The organism is Hymenobacter cellulosivorans, assembly GCF_022919135.1.
Lineage (GTDB): Bacteria > Bacteroidota > Bacteroidia > Cytophagales > Hymenobacteraceae > Hymenobacter > Hymenobacter cellulosivorans.
Map to the genome: position 1 here is coordinate 87,229 of NZ_CP095049.1, position 14,303 is coordinate 101,531.

The following is a 14,303-nucleotide window of genomic DNA, read 5'->3' on the forward strand; positions in this document are numbered from 1 at the left end:
TTTTTGCCGGAGAAAGGATTTATGTTGAAATTTACGGGCGACTTTCTGCGTTTCAGAAGTCGGCTGGCTCCGGCAAGTGCAGCACGCACGGCTGCCGCGGGCATTACTCTTTTCGATTCCATGATTCAATTCGTTCGTACGTCGGCCCGCGTGGCCCTGCTTGGCATGGGTTTGCTGGCCGGCACCGTTAGTACAAGTTTCGCCCAGCTTGGCATTGGGCGCCCCGTCGGTCGGCAGATTGCGGATGCTATTATTGTGAAGGTCGACAACCAGATTGTGTTGCGTTCCGACCTGGAAATTGCCTACGCCCAGCAGGTGCAGCAGGCTCAGGGCAAGCCCTTGCCCCCCGATTTGCGCTGCAAAATCCTGCAAAGCATCGTGCTCAACAAGCTGATGCTGGCCAAGGCCGAAACCGACTCCGTAGTGGTCGAGGACAGCCAAGTAAAGAATGAGTTGGACCGCCGCATGGCCTATTTCGTGCAGCAGATTGGCTCTGAGAAAAAGCTGGAGGAGTATTATAACAAGCCCCTCAAGCAGCTCAAGGACGACCTGCGCCCCCAGGTGAAAGAGCAGCTGATTCAGCAGAAGATGCAGGAAACCATTGCCGGTAAGGTCACCGTGACTCCGCGCGAGGTACGCCAGTACTTCAACCGGATTCCCAAAGACAGCCTGCCTTATTATTCTACCGAGGTAGAAGTAGGCCAGATTGTGAAGCTGGCGCAGGTAAATCCCAAGGCCAAGCAGGAAACCATTGCCAAGCTCAACGACCTCCGCGCCCGAATTCAGGGTGGGGAAAGCTTCGAAACCCTGGCCAAGCAATATTCTGAAGACCCCGGCTCCGGGTCGCAGGGCGGCTACCTGGGCTTCTTCAAGCGCCGGGAGCTGGTGCCCGAGTACGAAGCCGCCGCTCTGAAGCTGGAGCCCGGTCAACTTTCGCCCATCGTGGAGTCGCAGTTCGGCTTTCACCTGATTCAGCTCATTGAGCGCAAAGGCGACAGCTACAGCACCCGTCACATTCTGCTCAAGCCCGCCGCGGGTGGCAACGACGTCAACGAAGCAGCCAAGCAGCTGACTAAGCTGCGCCGCCGCATCCTAGGCGACAGTATCTCGTTTGCCAAGGCGGCCAAGGAAATGTCGGACGATAAGCCAACCAGCGGTAATGGCGGCTTGCTGGCCAACCGTCAGGATGGCGGCAACTACCTGCCCCTCGATAAGCTTGATCCGGCCATCTTCTTCACCATCGACACGATGAAAGTGGGCCACATTACCCCGCCCCTGCCCTACCGCACCGACGATGGCAAGGATGCCATGCGCATTATCTGGCTTAAATCGAACACGCCGCCCCACCAGGCCAACCTGAAGGACGACTACCAGAAAATTGCCCAGGCGGCCCTGAACGAAAAGAAAAACAAGGCGCTGGACGAGTGGTTCCTTAAAAACCGCGGCTCCGTATACCTCGAAGCCGACCCGCAGTACGCCGACTGCAAACTACTGGACGCGGTTTATTAAGTGGTGAAATGGTGAAGTGGTGAAATAGTGAGTTTTTGTTCTGGAGGCGTCAAGCCGCGTTAGTCGAACATAAGCTCCTGTTTCACGGCTTCTCAACTCACAATTTCACCATCTCACAATTTCACCTATTCATGCGCACTTTCTCTTCTGATAAAGAAGCCGCCGATGCCCTGGCAGCCTCCTACCGTACGCTGCGCCAGGAAATTGGCAAGGTCATTATTGGCCAGGATGAGGTTGTCCGGCTGGTACTGACGGCCGTTTTTTCCCAGGGCCACTGCCTGCTGGTGGGCGTACCGGGTCTGGCCAAAACCTTGCTGATTCAGACCATTGCCGACTCGCTCGATTTGTCGTTCAACCGGATTCAGTTCACACCCGACCTGATGCCGTCCGACATCGTGGGCTCGGAAACGATGAACCAGCAGCGCGACTTCCAATTTGTGAAAGGTCCCGTGTTTGCCAATATCGTGTTGGCTGATGAAATCAACCGGACGCCGCCCAAAACCCAGGCCGCCCTGCTGGAAAGCATGCAGGAATACTCCGTAACGGTGGCCGGTAAGCGCTACCCGCTGGAGCGCCCGTTCTTCGTATTGGCCACCCAAAACCCGATTGAGCAGGAAGGCACCTATCCGTTGCCCGAGGCCCAGCTAGACCGGTTTATGTTCAACATTGAATTGGGCTACCCCAGCTACGAGGCCGAGTTGCAGATTGTGAAAAACACGACGTCCGACAAAAAGCCGAGCGTCAGCAAAATCCTGCATTCCGACGATATTCAGGCCTATCAGCAATTGGTACGTCGGGTGCCCGTAGCCGACAACGTGGTGGAATACGCCGTGAGCCTGGTGCACAAAACCCGGCCCAACACCGACCGGGCTTCGGCCCGCGTCAATCAGCTCTTGGAATGGGGTGCCGGGCCGCGGGCCTCACAGCACCTGATTGTAGGCGCCAAGTGCAATGCCCTGCTCAACGGCAAATACTCCCCCGATATTGAGGATGTGAAAGCCATTGCCGGTCCGATCTTGCGCCACCGCCTGGTGCGCAACTTCAAGGCCGAAGCCGAAGGTATCAGCATCGACCAAATCGTCAAGGAGCTCCTTTAGCCCCTTGGCCTTCGGATGCTAAGCGCAGAATGACCTTTACATTCTGCTAGTCAGCGCCCCATTCAACATTTACCCTTCACCATTCAACATTCTCCACAGTGGAAGTTCTTGGCTACTATCAGCAATTTGAGCGCAACATCGGAATCATCCTCGACGCGCTGCGGGCCGGCCTTGATTTGCGCACGACACCCCTGGAAACCTCTTTGCCCCTGGAAGTCTACGTGCTCTGCGAAGTGCTTAACACGGGTGGAGCCACGTACCGCCTTACCACCGAAGGCGTAGCCCGGCTGGCCGAGTTTGAGGAGCAGTACCTGCGCCAGGAAGCCGAAACCGAAACCATTATGCGCCGCATTCTGGAAGACAAACGCTCCTTTATGCGCACTCCCGAAGGCCGCGTGCTGACCAAGGAAATGCTGATTCGCCGCCTGGAGTACTTCAACGAAACGGCCCGCCTGGTCAACGTGATGCGGATTCAGCAGGCGCTGGGCAGCCCCGTGCAATACCAGCACCCGCACCTAAGCACTGGCGTGGCCCTGAAAAAGTAGCGCTATAGTACCTAAGCCAACAAAAAAGCCGCCTCAACCCGAGGCGGCTTTTTTGTTGGTGAGTGCTCTACAGCCCTAATTAGCTGCTCATGTGGCCGCCATCCTCGGAGCGGATTTCGGCGTGCCCATCCTGGGAGTGGTTTAAAACCAGCTCCCCAGCCGGCTCCTTTTTCAGCTCGCTCGGCACTTCTTCGCCGGACAGGCTCTTAGAAGACGTCACACCGCCATCCACGAAGTAGGTTGCGCCCGTCACGTAGCTGGCTTCGTCGGAGGCTAGGAACAGGTACACGTTGGCCACTTCCTCGGGGGTGCCGCGGCGGCCCATCGGGACGCCTTCCACCGTGTTCTTTTCCATCTTTTTGTCCATCGGCCCGGTTTCCTTGTGCGTCCAGGCTGTATCAATAGGCCCCGGTCCCACGCAGTTGACGCGCACGCCGTACTTGGCCTGCTCCACGGCCAGGCCCTTGGAAAACGTCATGACCCAGGCCTTGGTCCCGCCGTAGGGCGTGATGTTGGGGGAACCCATCTGCCCCGCTTCCGAGCCCGCCGAAATGATGTTGCCCCGCGTCTTTTGCAGATAGGGCAGGGCGGCCCGGCTCATATGAAACACGGTGTAGATGTTGTTTTTAATCATGTACTCGAATGCCTCTACCGGGTACTTGTCCAGCTCGTCGGTGGCGGGAAACACGCCGGCGTTATTGACCAGCACATCGAGCTTTCCAAACTGACTTACGGCTTGTTGCACACAGGCTTCGGCGGTGGCTTGGTTGGAAATATCACCGGTGAAGGCCAGCGCCCGTCCCCCGGCAGCCACGATTTCCTCTACTACGTCGCCCACGGGGTCTTCGGCAAAGCCAACGACAACTACGGCGGCGCCCTCCCGGGCAAATTTCTTGCTGATGGCCTCGCCAATACCGGCGCCACCGCCGGTAACAATAGCTACTTTGCCTTCTAATCTTCTGGTCATGATGGGTGCTTGGTTGGGTAGATAGATTTGCGCGGTAGTTGGCAAATGACCCTGATTTTGTGGCCCACTGCCTGCCGCGACACTAAATCTTAACGGCGTTCTGCAGGGCAGGTTATGCCAAAAGCTGGGCACCGCGCCCCAACTTTCCGGCCGCGGCTACGTGTAGCCTAGGGTGTTCCGGCCGTGTCCTTATGAGTATTGCTGAGCTGCCCCAAGCCCCTTCCCGTACGCCGATCCGCACGTCGCGCCTCATGCTCCGCCCCTATGAGCCCACCGACGCCGAGGACTTTTTTGCCGTCATCGACCAGAACCGGCTGCGGCTGCGGCCGGCCTTTCCCTCCCGTGTAGCCGCCGTCCAGACCTTGGCCGATGCCCGGCAGGTCCTGCTGGGCTACTCCCAGGACTGGACCTCGCGCCGCTTGCTGGTACTGGGTATCTGGCACGCCGAGTCGGGCGCTTACTTGGGGGATATCAGCCTCAAGCCTGTGTGGGGCCGTGCCGTTACAGCTGAAATCGGCTACTACCTAGCTGCCGAAGCCGAGGGTCAGGGTTATGCCCAGGAAGCTCTGGCCGCCACCGTAGCCTTCGGATTTAGCAAACCCCTGGGTGCTACCCGCCTCGATATCCGCTGCTACGCCACGAATCCGCGCAGCTGCGCCGTAGCCGAGCGAATTGGCTTCCGGCGGCTACCAGCCCGGCCCCGGCTGTGGCCACAGCGCAATCAGCCGGAAATTTACTACTACAGCCTATCAGCCGAGGCGGCCTAACCCAGGCCCGATTCTTACCTAGTTGTTCCGCTTGAGGGTAGTGAGCAAAAACTCCTGGTTGAAGTTCAGGTACAGCGCAAAAGAGAAGTCAATGGACTTGTTGCCCAAATCGTAAAGAGGCTCAAAGCGCGTGGTCAGGACGATGTTGTCAGCCAACTGGTAATCCTTCAGCACCCGTAGAATCAGCAGTTCCCGATGCCGCTCCGTGTATTGGGGGTCACTGACGGTAGAGGAAATGGACCGATACAGCCGCCCGCCCAGCGGGGAAAAATAGCCGTTGCCCCGCCAGTACGCTACCTGCAGATCCGACAACTTGGTATTGAGCCCGGCATTCAGATAGATGCCGTAGCCTTTGTCGAAAGCCAACTCCTGGGTAAAGGAATAGTCAATAAACTGAGTGAGGTAGCCATCAAAAGAAACTGCCCGAAACAGGTCCGAAGGCAGCTTTTTGCGCACCCGCAGCCCAGTAGCCAGGTTAAAGTACGTCTGCAGGGGTTTATCCAGGGTATCAATCTGCCCGCCGAGGTGCTTACCAGTAAACTGAAACGGAATACCCACGCGCCAGCCCAACGAGTCTTGCAGCACCGTGGCTTCCGTGGCCAGCCCGCCCGCTACTTCCTCCTGGTAGTTGCTGAAGCGGTACTGCTGCCGCTGCCAGTTCACCCAGGCGTCCAGGGTCAGCCGGCGGGTGGTCAGCAAGTACTGGGTGCCTTCTTCCAATGGGTTGGTCAATACCCGCTCGAAGTCGAACAGGGGCTCGATGTAGCCGTGCTGCACGTGGCCCTGAATATTGCCCAGCAGCAGCCGGTGCGGACCATGCTGGTATATGGCCGTAAACAAAGGCTGCACGATGCGCAGCTTATCGGTGCCGTAGTTCTTCTGCAGAAAAACGCCCGCCTCCAGCCGGAACTTGGGGCTAGGAAAATAAATCAGCCGCGGCGCCAGCTGGGCACCATAATACGTGAGGCCGTCATCAATCTTGTTGAAATACTCGTTGTCCTTGTTGAAGAGCAGCGCGCTAACCTGCAACCGCAGCTGCTGGTCGTACTCGGGGCGAAGGTCAATGGGCCGGTAAAAGGCGCGGTTGTTGAGTTGGGCCCAACTTTTCGGGGCACCGGCCAACAAAAAAAACAGCCCCAGAAAAGCCAATCCCGCTGGTTTTAGCTGGGAATCAGGCACTAGCTTTGACAAAAATTTTAGCATTGATCTATACCCCGAAATTCAGCAAATTTTTTTAGCATTGTGGGGACAAAATATAGCCCGGCTGTGTTACCCATTGCCGACCAGGAACACCCCACGTCAGACACCGTAAAAGGCCCTGACCGGGTTGTTTTAGCGGCTTAAAACGCCTACATTCACCAAACCTAAGCATTTATCCCTAACCCCATTCCAATGGCTGCACCCACCACTGATAAAGCTGTCAATGCCAACGTCGAGAAGATGAAGGCGCTTCAGCTCACGATGGACAAGCTTGACAAAGCTTACGGCAAAGGCACCGTCATGAAGCTGAGCGATGAGCGCGTGGTCGATATCCCGGCCATCAGCACTGGCTCGCTCGGCCTTGATATTGCGCTTGGCATCGGCGGCCTGCCCCGCGGCCGGGTCGTTGAAATCTACGGCCCTGAATCGAGCGGTAAAACCACGCTCACGATGCACTGCATCGCCGAGGCCCAGAAGAAAGGCGGTATTGCCGCGTTTATCGACGCCGAGCACGCCTTCGACAAAACCTACGCTGAAAAGCTGGGTATCGACACTACTAACCTGCTGATTGCTCAGCCCGACAACGGTGAGCAAGCCCTGGAAATAGCCGACCACCTGATTTCTTCGGGTGCCATCGACATCATCGTAATTGACTCCGTAGCCGCTCTGGTGCCCAAAGGCGAACTGGAAGGCGACATGGGTGACTCCAAGATGGGTCTGCAGGCCCGCTTGATGAGCCAGGCCCTGCGGAAACTTACTGGTACCATCAACAAAACCGGCTGCTGCTGCATCTTCATTAACCAGCTGCGCGAGAAAATCGGCGTGATGTTCGGTAACCCCGAAACCACGACCGGTGGTAACGCCCTCAAGTTCTACGCTTCGGTTCGTCTCGACATCCGTCGTATCGGCCAGATCAAGGAAGACAAGGACAACGTAACCGGCAACCGCACCAAGGTGAAGGTGGTGAAAAACAAAGTAGCTCCGCCCTTCAAAGTGATTGAGTTCGACATCATCTACGGCGAAGGCATCAGCAAAGTCGGCGAGATTCTGGACCTGGGTGTTGACATGGGCATCATCGTCAAGTCGGGCTCCTGGTTCTCCTACAACGGCAACCGCCTCGGCCAGGGCCGCGAAGGAGTGAAGCAAATCCTGCTCGACAACCACGAGCTGGCCGACGAAATCGAACAGAAGATTCGCGCCATGGTGAAAGGGGAGCCCGCTGCTGCGCTGGCCGCCATTCCCACCGACGAGTCGACGGACGAGGACGACGAGGAATAAACTTCCCGGTTCATCTAAAAAAGCCTTCCTGCGAAAGTGGGAAGGCTTTTTTGTGCGTATCTTATTGGGCTAAAAGTGGGTAAAATAACTCGGCACGCACTTTTGCGTTCCTTTTGCCCAAGTACGATGTAGTTTCTGTGGTTACTGGTATCTTTGCTGGCACCTCGTTTGAATAAGCATCGGCCAAAACCATTTTGCCGTTTTCCATGAACCGTCGCTGGCTTCTGTTTTCTCCGTTGCTTCTCGCTTTTTGTGCTGCTTTGTGGTCGTTTGATACGGCCAAAACTGAACGCAGTATTCCCAACAACAGCTTTACCAAGGGCGAGGTGCTGCGCTATAAAGTGCACTACGGCCTGATCAACGCCGCCGAGGCCACCGTGGAGCTGTCCGACGAGATTCACAAAGTCAATGATCGGCCCTGCTACAAGGCCACCGTCACGGGCAAAACCACCGGCTCCTTCGACTTCTTCCTGCGCATTCGCGACACGTGGCGCTCCTACATCGACACGACGAGCATTTTGCCCCAGCGCTTCTTTCAGAATATCGAGGAGAACAGCTTTCGCAAAAAGGAATACATGGATTTCGACCACAATAAGAACCTAGTGCAGGTCGAAACCCACCGCAAGCAGGATCCGGTCAAGAAAGGCTCATTCAAAACCCCCGACAACATCCAGGACATCGTCAGCGGCTTTTACTTCCTGCGGACCCTGAACTACGACAACCGCAAAGTTGGGGAGGTTATCCGGGTCCAGGGCTTCTTCGACGACGAGGTCTTCAACATGGACGTGACCTACAAGGGCAAGGAAACGGTCGAAACGAAAGCCGGTGTCATTCGCGCTATTCGCCTCGTCCCGAAAATGCCCGAGAATAAGCTGTTTAAAGGGGAAAACGCCGTATCGGTGTACCTCTCTGACGACCGGAACAAAATCCCGGTGCTGTTTCAGGCAGAAATGTTTGTCGGCTCCGTGAAAGTCGATATGTACAAGTACCAAGGCCTGCGAAACCGGTTGAATCTGGTGGCCAAAAATTGATTCTGTTTCTAAAAGCGACTCCGTCCGAGTCGCTTTTTTTTATACCCTGCTGCCTTGCCCGAGTTCATTCTTTCTGTTGATCAACCAAGCTCCACGCTATGCCGCTGACTGAAACCTTGCCGAAGAAAAGCTCTAAGCCGCTTCTGCAGAACCTCATCCCCAACCGGCATTGCCCGCCGGCTGTGGTGCGGCCCGTGCAAAACCTGCGCCCAGGGGCCACTGGGGTAAGCCCGGTTCACAAAAAGGTAACACGCGCTACCATCCGGCAGCAAGTATTTTTGTCCTCGCGCATTTTCTTTTACCCCCAAACCCCACGACCCGTGCACCCTACTCCTTCCTCCAACGCCTACAAGATTCTGGTAGTCGATGATGACCCGGACATCGTGGAACTGCTTGAGTACAACCTGCGCAAAGAGGGCTACCTCGTGGCCAGCGCCCCCGACGGCCGCAAAGCCCTGGAAGTAGCGCCCCAGTTCGGGCCCGACATCATTCTGCTCGACGTGATGATGCCCCACCTCGACGGTATCGACACCTGCCGGCAGCTGCGGGCTATGAGCCGCTTCAAGGAAACCTACATCATCTTCCTCACGGCCCGGGCCGAGGAATTTTCGGAAGTAGCCGCCTTCGACGCCGGCGCCGATGACTTTATTGCCAAGCCCATCAAGCCCCGGGCCCTGATGAGCCGCCTGGCTGCCTTCGTCCGCCGCGACCATGAAACTTCGGCCGTGTCGGAAACCATTGAAATCAACGGCTTGACCATTGACCGCACCGGCTTTGCCGTGTTTCAGGAAGGCCGCAAGATTTCGTTGCCCAAGAAGGAGTTCGAACTGCTGGCTTTCCTGGCGGCCTCGCCCCACAAGGTTTTCGGCCGAGAGGAGCTGCTCCAGAATATCTGGGGCAACGACGTCTTCGTGCTGGCCCGCACCGTGGACGTGCACGTGCGCAAGGTCCGGGAGAAAGTCGGCGACCACCACATCCAGACCATCAAGGGCGTCGGTTACAAGTTCAACGCCGATTAAGCCCTTACCGACTTTTCAATGAACGACTGTCACCCTTCTTTTCCAGGGGTGACAGTCGTATTTTTAGCAGTTAATTACTCTGTTCATCCAGTGAACATTTCTTCCCGCACCATTGCCATTCTGATTGCGCTGCTCGTGGCCGGCGTGCTGGTCACCTTTGCCTGGATAGCGCCCACGCTGCCGTTTCAAGAGGCTTCGTTGGCTATGGGCATCACCGTGGCGGCCTGCTTTCTGCTGGTATATCTGTCGTTTGAGGCGCTGCTGTTTCGGGAAATCAATAACATCTACGCCGGGCTGGAGAATATTAAGCGCAAGGAGTTTCGGCGACTTTCCAACAAGTTCCTGTTTCGGCCGGAGCCGCTGAAGCGGATGCGGGATGAAATCCTGGAAATGGCCGAGCGCAAGGAGCGGGAAATTGACGAGCTCAAGCGCCTGCAGGTGCTGCGCCGCGAGTTTCTGGCCGACGTGTCGCATGAGCTCAAAACGCCCATCTTCGCCGCTCAGGGTTTTTTGCACACCGTGCTGGACGGCGACATGGACGACGACTTCCTCCGCCAGAAGTTTCTGAACAAAGCTGCCACCAGCCTCGACACCCTCGATGCCCTGGTGCAGGACCTGGTCACTATCTCCCAACTGGAAAAGGGCGTGGTTCGTATGCGGAAGCAGAATTTCGACCTGGCGGCCTTGGTTCGGGAAATCTTTGAGCAGTTGGAGCTTAAAGCAGCCCAGCGCAACGTCACGCTGGAGCTTTTCCCGCCCAGCCTAGCTACCGACTCCCTGCCCGTGCTGGCCGACCGGAACCGGATACGGCAGGTACTGGTCAATTTGATTGACAACGCCATTAAGTATGGCAAAGACAGCGGCCACGTCACGGTGAGCCTGGTAGAAAGCAGCAAAACGGTACGTGTGGCCGTGCGCGACGACGGGGCCGGCATTCCGAAGCAGCACCAGAACCGCATTTTCGAGCGGTTTTACCGCATCGATAAAAGCCGCTCCCGCGACTCCGGCGGCTCGGGCCTGGGCCTGGCCATCAGCAAGCATATTGTGGAAGCCCATAAGTCAGTGATTCGGGTGCGCAGTGAGATGGGCGTGGGCACTACGCTGGAATTTAAGCTACCCAAGCCCCGCTTGCCTAAAGCAGCCAGTGAAGTGCCTACTGAAGTAAGTGCGCCCGAGGCCTAAGCTTCCCAAGACTTCGGCGTACCTTTGCGGCCCGCTATGAAGAAGAATATCGATTTTAAGGACCTGATTCTGTTCGAGGACGACGACTTCGTGGTCATCAACAAGCCCCCGTTCCTGGCCACGCTCGACGAGCGGGTGGGCGGCGCGCCCAACATCCTGCGCATGGCCCGGGAGTACTCCGACGACATGCAGGCCTGCCACCGCCTCGACAAAGAAACCTCCGGGGCCCTGGCTTTGGCCAAAAATCCGGAAGCCTACCGCCACCTCTCGATGCAGTTTGAGAACCGGGAGGTCAAGAAGCTCTACCACGCCGTGGCCTGGGGCGTGCACCAGTTCGACAACAAGCTGGTAGACCGCAGCATCGAAACCACTACCAAAGGCAAAGCGCGCCTGGCCTACAAGGGCAAGCCGGCCGAGACCTACTTTACCACGCTGGAACCCTTTGCGCGCCATACGCTGGTGCAGTGCGTGCCCATCACCGGCCGCATGCACCAGATTCGCCTGCACCTGATGTACCTGCAGGCTCCCATCGTGGGCGACGTGGTATACGGCGGCGAGGATTTCTACCTGTCGACGCTGAAGAAGAAGTTCAATATGAAGGAAGGCGAGGAAGAACAGCCCTTTATTAAGCGTTTCGCCCTGCACGCCGCCAAGCTCACATTTACCCGGCTTAACGGCGAGGAAGTAACCGTGGAAGCGCCTTACCCCAAGGATTTCCGGGTGCTGGTCGATACGTTGCGGCAGTATAGCTAGGCTTTAATGCTTCTTTGGCCCGAAACCCCGCGGGTTTTGCTTTGAATAGCAAGCACCCGAAACGGCCAAAGCTGGTAAGTGAATGGGTTTTAAGCGGATAATTCTGTCTGCCCCTTTGCTTCGTAAGTGAAAAAGGGTAACTTTGTGTCCGTTTTTCCCGAACCCTTGCTGGGTTCTATCTCATTTTCAAACGCTTACTCAACTCCCCAATGGATCATCTGAGCTTCAAGACGGTGTCCGTCAACAAAGCCAACGCCAACAAGGGCTGGGTCGTGATTGATGCTGGTGACAACACCCTGGGCCGTCTGTCCAGCCAAGTTGCCAACATTCTGCGCGGCAAACACAAGCCTTCGTTCACGCCCAACTCTGATTGCGGCGATTCGGTTATCGTTATCAACGCCGACAAACTGCGCGTGACGGGTAAAAAGATGACCGACAAGATTTACGTGTCGCACTCTGGTTACCCCGGTGGCCAGAAGCGCAAGTCGATGCGTGAGGTCATGGAGCGTTCCTCGACCCGCGTTATCGAGCACGCTGTACGCGGCATGCTGCCCGGCAACCGTCTGGGCCGTGAGCAATTCCGCAACCTGTTCGTGTACGAAGGTGCCGAGCATCCCCACCAAGCTCAGCAGCCGGTAGCTGTTGATCTGAAGAACCTGTAAGCCTCACCAGCTTTCCTTTTTTTCTCTAATTTTTCATTAATGGAAATCTCCAACACCTCTGGTAGAAGAAAAACCTCGGTGGCTCGCATCTACATGCAAGCCGGGCAAGGGAATATCACTATCAACGGCCGGGAAATGAAAGCCTACTTTGGCAATGAACTCCTGGAAAACATCGTGAACCAGCCTTTGAATACGGTTGAGCAACTCAACCAGTATGACATCAAGGTGAACGTGCGCGGTGGTGGCATCTCGGCTCAGGCTGAGGCTATCCGTTTGGCCATCTCGAAAGCCCTCGTGGGTGACAACGCCGAAGTGCGTCCCGCCCTGAAAAAAGAAGGCTTCCTGACCCGTGACCCCCGCATGGTGGAACGCAAAAAGTTCGGCAAGCGCAAGGCTCGTCGTTCGTTCCAGTTCTCGAAACGCTAAACCCAGAGGAATTTTATCATGGCTCAGTCCACCACGTATAAAGAACTGCTCGACGCAGGTGCCCACTTTGGTCACCTTACGCGTAAGTGGGACCCGAAAATGGCGCCGTACATCTTCATGGAGAAGAACGGCATCCATATCATTGACCTGAACAAAACCCTGGTTTCGCTGGAGCAAGCTGCCACTGCTATCCGCAACATCGCCAAGAGCGGTCGGAAAGTAATGTTCGTTGCTACCAAGAAGCAGGCTCAGGAAATCGTTACCGAAGAGGCCAAGCGCCTGAAAATGCCATTCGTTACCGACCGGTGGTTGGGTGGCATGCTCACCAACTTCGCCACGGTTCGCAAGTCGCTGAAGAAAATGAGCACCATCGACAAGATGGTGAAGGAAAACACGGCCTACGCAGCACTTGCAAAGCGTGAGCGTCTGATGCTGTCGCGCGAGCGGGAGAAGCTGGAGCGTGTACTGGGCGGCATTGCCGACCTGAGCCGCCTGCCCGCTGCCCTGTTCGTAGTGGACGTAAAGCGTGAGCACATTGCCGTTAAAGAAGCCCAGAAACTCGGTATCCCCGTTTTCGCTATCTGCGATACGAATTCGAACCCTGAGCTGGTAAACTTCCCCATCCCTGCTAACGACGACGCCTCGAAGTCGATTTCGCTGATCGTAGGTATCATCAGCAAGGCTATCGAAGAAGGCTTGTCGGAGCGCAAAGTCGACAAAGACGAAGCGGACAAGAAGCAGTCGGAAGACGAAGGCATCCAAGAGAAGCTGGCCGCCGACGAATAGTCCGGCTACCTATTGAGAAGAGGGGAACATGCGAAGCACTCGGCTCCGGTGTTCCCTTTTTCTTTAGGTACTCCTCCCCTTTTTCGCCTATTGAGAACCTGCTGGTACGCTAGCGGTTCTTTCCTCTCATAACATCCCCTCCTTTTAACTCTCACAAGAATGGCCGCAATTACCGCCGCAGACGTGAACAAGCTCCGCACCATGACCGGTGCAGGCATGATGGATTGCAAAAAAGCGCTGACCGAAGCCGATGGCGACTTCGAAGCTGCTCGTGACATTCTGCGTAAGCAGGGTCAGAAAATTGCTGACAAGCGTGCTGACAACGAAACGTCGGAAGGCTTTGTAGCCGTAGCCGTAAGCGAAGACGGCACCGCCGGCAAGCTAGTGGCCCTGGCCTGCGAAACGGAATCGGTAGCTAAAGTTGCCTCGTTCCGCGAGCTGGTACAGCGCATCCTGGATGCTGCCGTACGTACCAATGCTACGTCGCAGGAAGAGCTGCTCGCTACCAAGGAAGAAGATGGCCTGACCATTCAGGAGCACATCACCGACCTGATGGGCAAAATCGGCGAGAAGCTGAACCTGACCTACGCCACCCTGACCGCCGAGAAAGTAGCTTCTTACATCCACTCGGACAGCAAGAAAGGCGTACTCGTAGGCCTGAAGAACGTAGGTGGTGCTGACACCGCCGCCGTTGGCCGCGACGTAGCCATGCAGATCGTAGCCATGAAGCCCGTAGCCGTTGACAAAGACGGTGTGGACGCTTCGATCACCGAGCGCGAAATCGAAATCGGCAAAGAGCAGGCGCGTGCCGAAGGCAAGCCCGAGGCTATGCTGGAGAAAATCGCTCAAGGCAAGCTGAACAAGTTCTACAAGGAGAACACCTTGTTGAACCAGGAGTTCGTGAAAGACAACTCGCTGACCATCGCTCAGCTGCTCGACAAAACGTCGAAAGGCATGACCGTAACCGACTTCAAGCGGGTGGCCATCGGTGCCTAAGATTTAAGAAGTTTAGTTTATTGAAAAGGCCCGCTGGTGAAAACCGGCGGGCCTTTTTTGTGTGTACCAAGTTTCCTTGGTACTT

15 protein-coding genes are annotated in these 14,303 nt (G+C 56.3%); 13 read left to right on the forward strand and 2 right to left on the reverse strand.

The window, feature by feature from the left end:
- Positions 1 to 120 precede the first annotated feature (120 nt).
- The 3 genes from MUN80_RS00415 to MUN80_RS00425 all read left to right on the forward strand — a co-directional run bounded on the left by MUN80_RS00415 (position 121) and on the right by MUN80_RS00425 (position 3,151).
- Positions 121 to 1,509 carry a peptidylprolyl isomerase gene (locus MUN80_RS00415; RefSeq protein WP_244718214.1) on the forward strand — a complete coding sequence of 463 codons (1,389 nt, stop codon included), beginning with the start codon at positions 121 to 123 and terminating at the stop codon, positions 1,507 to 1,509.
- Between the two features lie 131 nt (positions 1,510 to 1,640).
- Positions 1,641 to 2,606 carry an AAA family ATPase gene (locus tag MUN80_RS00420; protein ID WP_244718217.1) on the forward strand — a complete coding sequence of 322 codons (966 nt, stop codon included), beginning with the start codon at positions 1,641 to 1,643 and terminating at the stop codon, positions 2,604 to 2,606.
- Positions 2,607 to 2,704: 98 nt separating this feature from the next.
- Positions 2,705 to 3,151, forward strand: a complete 447-nt coding sequence (locus MUN80_RS00425) for a hypothetical protein (RefSeq protein ID WP_244718220.1) — start codon at positions 2,705 to 2,707, stop codon at positions 3,149 to 3,151.
- A gap of 79 nt (positions 3,152 to 3,230) precedes the next feature.
- Here the strand turns inward: MUN80_RS00425 and MUN80_RS00430 are convergent, their stop codons facing one another.
- Positions 3,231 to 4,118 carry an SDR family NAD(P)-dependent oxidoreductase gene (locus MUN80_RS00430; RefSeq protein ID WP_244718223.1) on the reverse strand — a complete coding sequence of 296 codons (888 nt, stop codon included), beginning with the start codon at positions 4,116 to 4,118 and terminating at the stop codon, positions 3,231 to 3,233.
- 191 nt (positions 4,119 to 4,309) lie between these two features.
- Between MUN80_RS00430 and MUN80_RS00435 the strand changes: the two genes are divergently transcribed.
- Positions 4,310 to 4,885 (forward strand): GNAT family N-acetyltransferase, encoded by a 576-nt coding sequence (locus MUN80_RS00435; RefSeq protein WP_244718226.1) that lies wholly within the window; start codon positions 4,310 to 4,312, stop codon positions 4,883 to 4,885.
- An 18-nt stretch (positions 4,886 to 4,903) separates the two neighbouring features.
- Here the strand turns inward: MUN80_RS00435 and MUN80_RS00440 are convergent, their stop codons facing one another.
- Positions 4,904 to 6,064 (reverse strand): lipid A deacylase, encoded by a 1,161-nt coding sequence (locus tag MUN80_RS00440; RefSeq protein ID WP_244718229.1) that lies wholly within the window; start codon positions 6,062 to 6,064, stop codon positions 4,904 to 4,906.
- 213 nt (positions 6,065 to 6,277) lie between these two features.
- On the opposite strand from MUN80_RS00440, the gene recA reads away from it, so the two are divergent.
- The 9 genes from recA to tsf all read left to right on the forward strand — a co-directional run bounded on the left by recA (position 6,278) and on the right by tsf (position 14,218).
- Positions 6,278 to 7,363: a recombinase RecA gene (gene recA / locus MUN80_RS00445; protein WP_244718231.1), complete on the forward strand. Its 1,086-nt coding sequence runs from the start codon at positions 6,278 to 6,280 to the stop codon at positions 7,361 to 7,363.
- A gap of 260 nt (positions 7,364 to 7,623) precedes the next feature.
- Positions 7,624 to 8,394 carry a DUF3108 domain-containing protein gene (locus tag MUN80_RS00450; protein ID WP_244718234.1) on the forward strand — a complete coding sequence of 257 codons (771 nt, stop codon included), beginning with the start codon at positions 7,624 to 7,626 and terminating at the stop codon, positions 8,392 to 8,394.
- 320 nt (positions 8,395 to 8,714) lie between these two features.
- The gene (locus tag MUN80_RS00455) at positions 8,715 to 9,413 is read left to right on the forward strand and encodes a response regulator transcription factor (RefSeq protein ID WP_244724816.1); all 699 of its coding nucleotides are present in this window, start codon (positions 8,715 to 8,717) and stop codon (positions 9,411 to 9,413) included.
- A gap of 90 nt (positions 9,414 to 9,503) precedes the next feature.
- Complete coding sequence (locus MUN80_RS00460) at positions 9,504 to 10,595, forward strand: sensor histidine kinase (protein WP_244718237.1); 1,092 nt, start codon at positions 9,504 to 9,506, stop codon at positions 10,593 to 10,595.
- Between the two features lie 36 nt (positions 10,596 to 10,631).
- The gene (locus MUN80_RS00465) at positions 10,632 to 11,348 is read left to right on the forward strand and encodes an RluA family pseudouridine synthase (RefSeq protein WP_244718239.1); all 717 of its coding nucleotides are present in this window, start codon (positions 10,632 to 10,634) and stop codon (positions 11,346 to 11,348) included.
- Positions 11,349 to 11,557: 209 nt separating this feature from the next.
- On the forward strand, positions 11,558 to 12,010 hold the full coding sequence (gene rplM / locus MUN80_RS00470) for a 50S ribosomal protein L13 (RefSeq protein WP_244675789.1): 453 nt from the start codon (positions 11,558 to 11,560) through the stop codon (positions 12,008 to 12,010).
- A gap of 39 nt (positions 12,011 to 12,049) precedes the next feature.
- Complete coding sequence (gene rpsI / locus MUN80_RS00475) at positions 12,050 to 12,436, forward strand: 30S ribosomal protein S9 (protein ID WP_100337369.1); 387 nt, start codon at positions 12,050 to 12,052, stop codon at positions 12,434 to 12,436.
- A gap of 18 nt (positions 12,437 to 12,454) precedes the next feature.
- Positions 12,455 to 13,222: a 30S ribosomal protein S2 gene (gene rpsB, locus MUN80_RS00480; protein ID WP_100337368.1), complete on the forward strand. Its 768-nt coding sequence runs from the start codon at positions 12,455 to 12,457 to the stop codon at positions 13,220 to 13,222.
- A gap of 159 nt (positions 13,223 to 13,381) precedes the next feature.
- A complete protein-coding gene (gene tsf, locus MUN80_RS00485) occupies positions 13,382 to 14,218 on the forward strand; it encodes a translation elongation factor Ts (protein ID WP_244718241.1) in 837 nt (278 codons plus the stop codon).
- Positions 14,219 to 14,303: the final 85 nt, after the last annotated feature.

Bases quoted from the DNA above. Each gene is read 5' to 3' on its own strand.
- tsf (WP_244718241.1), top strand. From the start codon at position 13,382: ATGGCCGCAATTACCGCCGCAGACGTGAACAAGCTCCGCACCATGACC.
- rpsI (WP_100337369.1), top strand. From the start codon at position 12,050: ATGGAAATCTCCAACACCTCTGGTAGAAGAAAAACCTCGGTGGCTCGC.
- MUN80_RS00430 (WP_244718223.1), bottom strand. From the start codon at position 4,118: ATGACCAGAAGATTAGAAGGCAAAGTAGCTATTGTTACCGGCGGTGGC.
- rplM (WP_244675789.1), top strand. From the start codon at position 11,558: ATGGATCATCTGAGCTTCAAGACGGTGTCCGTCAACAAAGCCAACGCC.
- MUN80_RS00420 (WP_244718217.1), top strand. From the start codon at position 1,641: ATGCGCACTTTCTCTTCTGATAAAGAAGCCGCCGATGCCCTGGCAGCC.
- MUN80_RS00435 (WP_244718226.1), top strand. From the start codon at position 4,310: ATGAGTATTGCTGAGCTGCCCCAAGCCCCTTCCCGTACGCCGATCCGC.
- MUN80_RS00415 (WP_244718214.1), top strand. From the start codon at position 121: ATGATTCAATTCGTTCGTACGTCGGCCCGCGTGGCCCTGCTTGGCATG.
- rpsB (WP_100337368.1), top strand. From the start codon at position 12,455: ATGGCTCAGTCCACCACGTATAAAGAACTGCTCGACGCAGGTGCCCAC.
- recA (WP_244718231.1), top strand. From the start codon at position 6,278: ATGGCTGCACCCACCACTGATAAAGCTGTCAATGCCAACGTCGAGAAG.
- MUN80_RS00465 (WP_244718239.1), top strand. From the start codon at position 10,632: ATGAAGAAGAATATCGATTTTAAGGACCTGATTCTGTTCGAGGACGAC.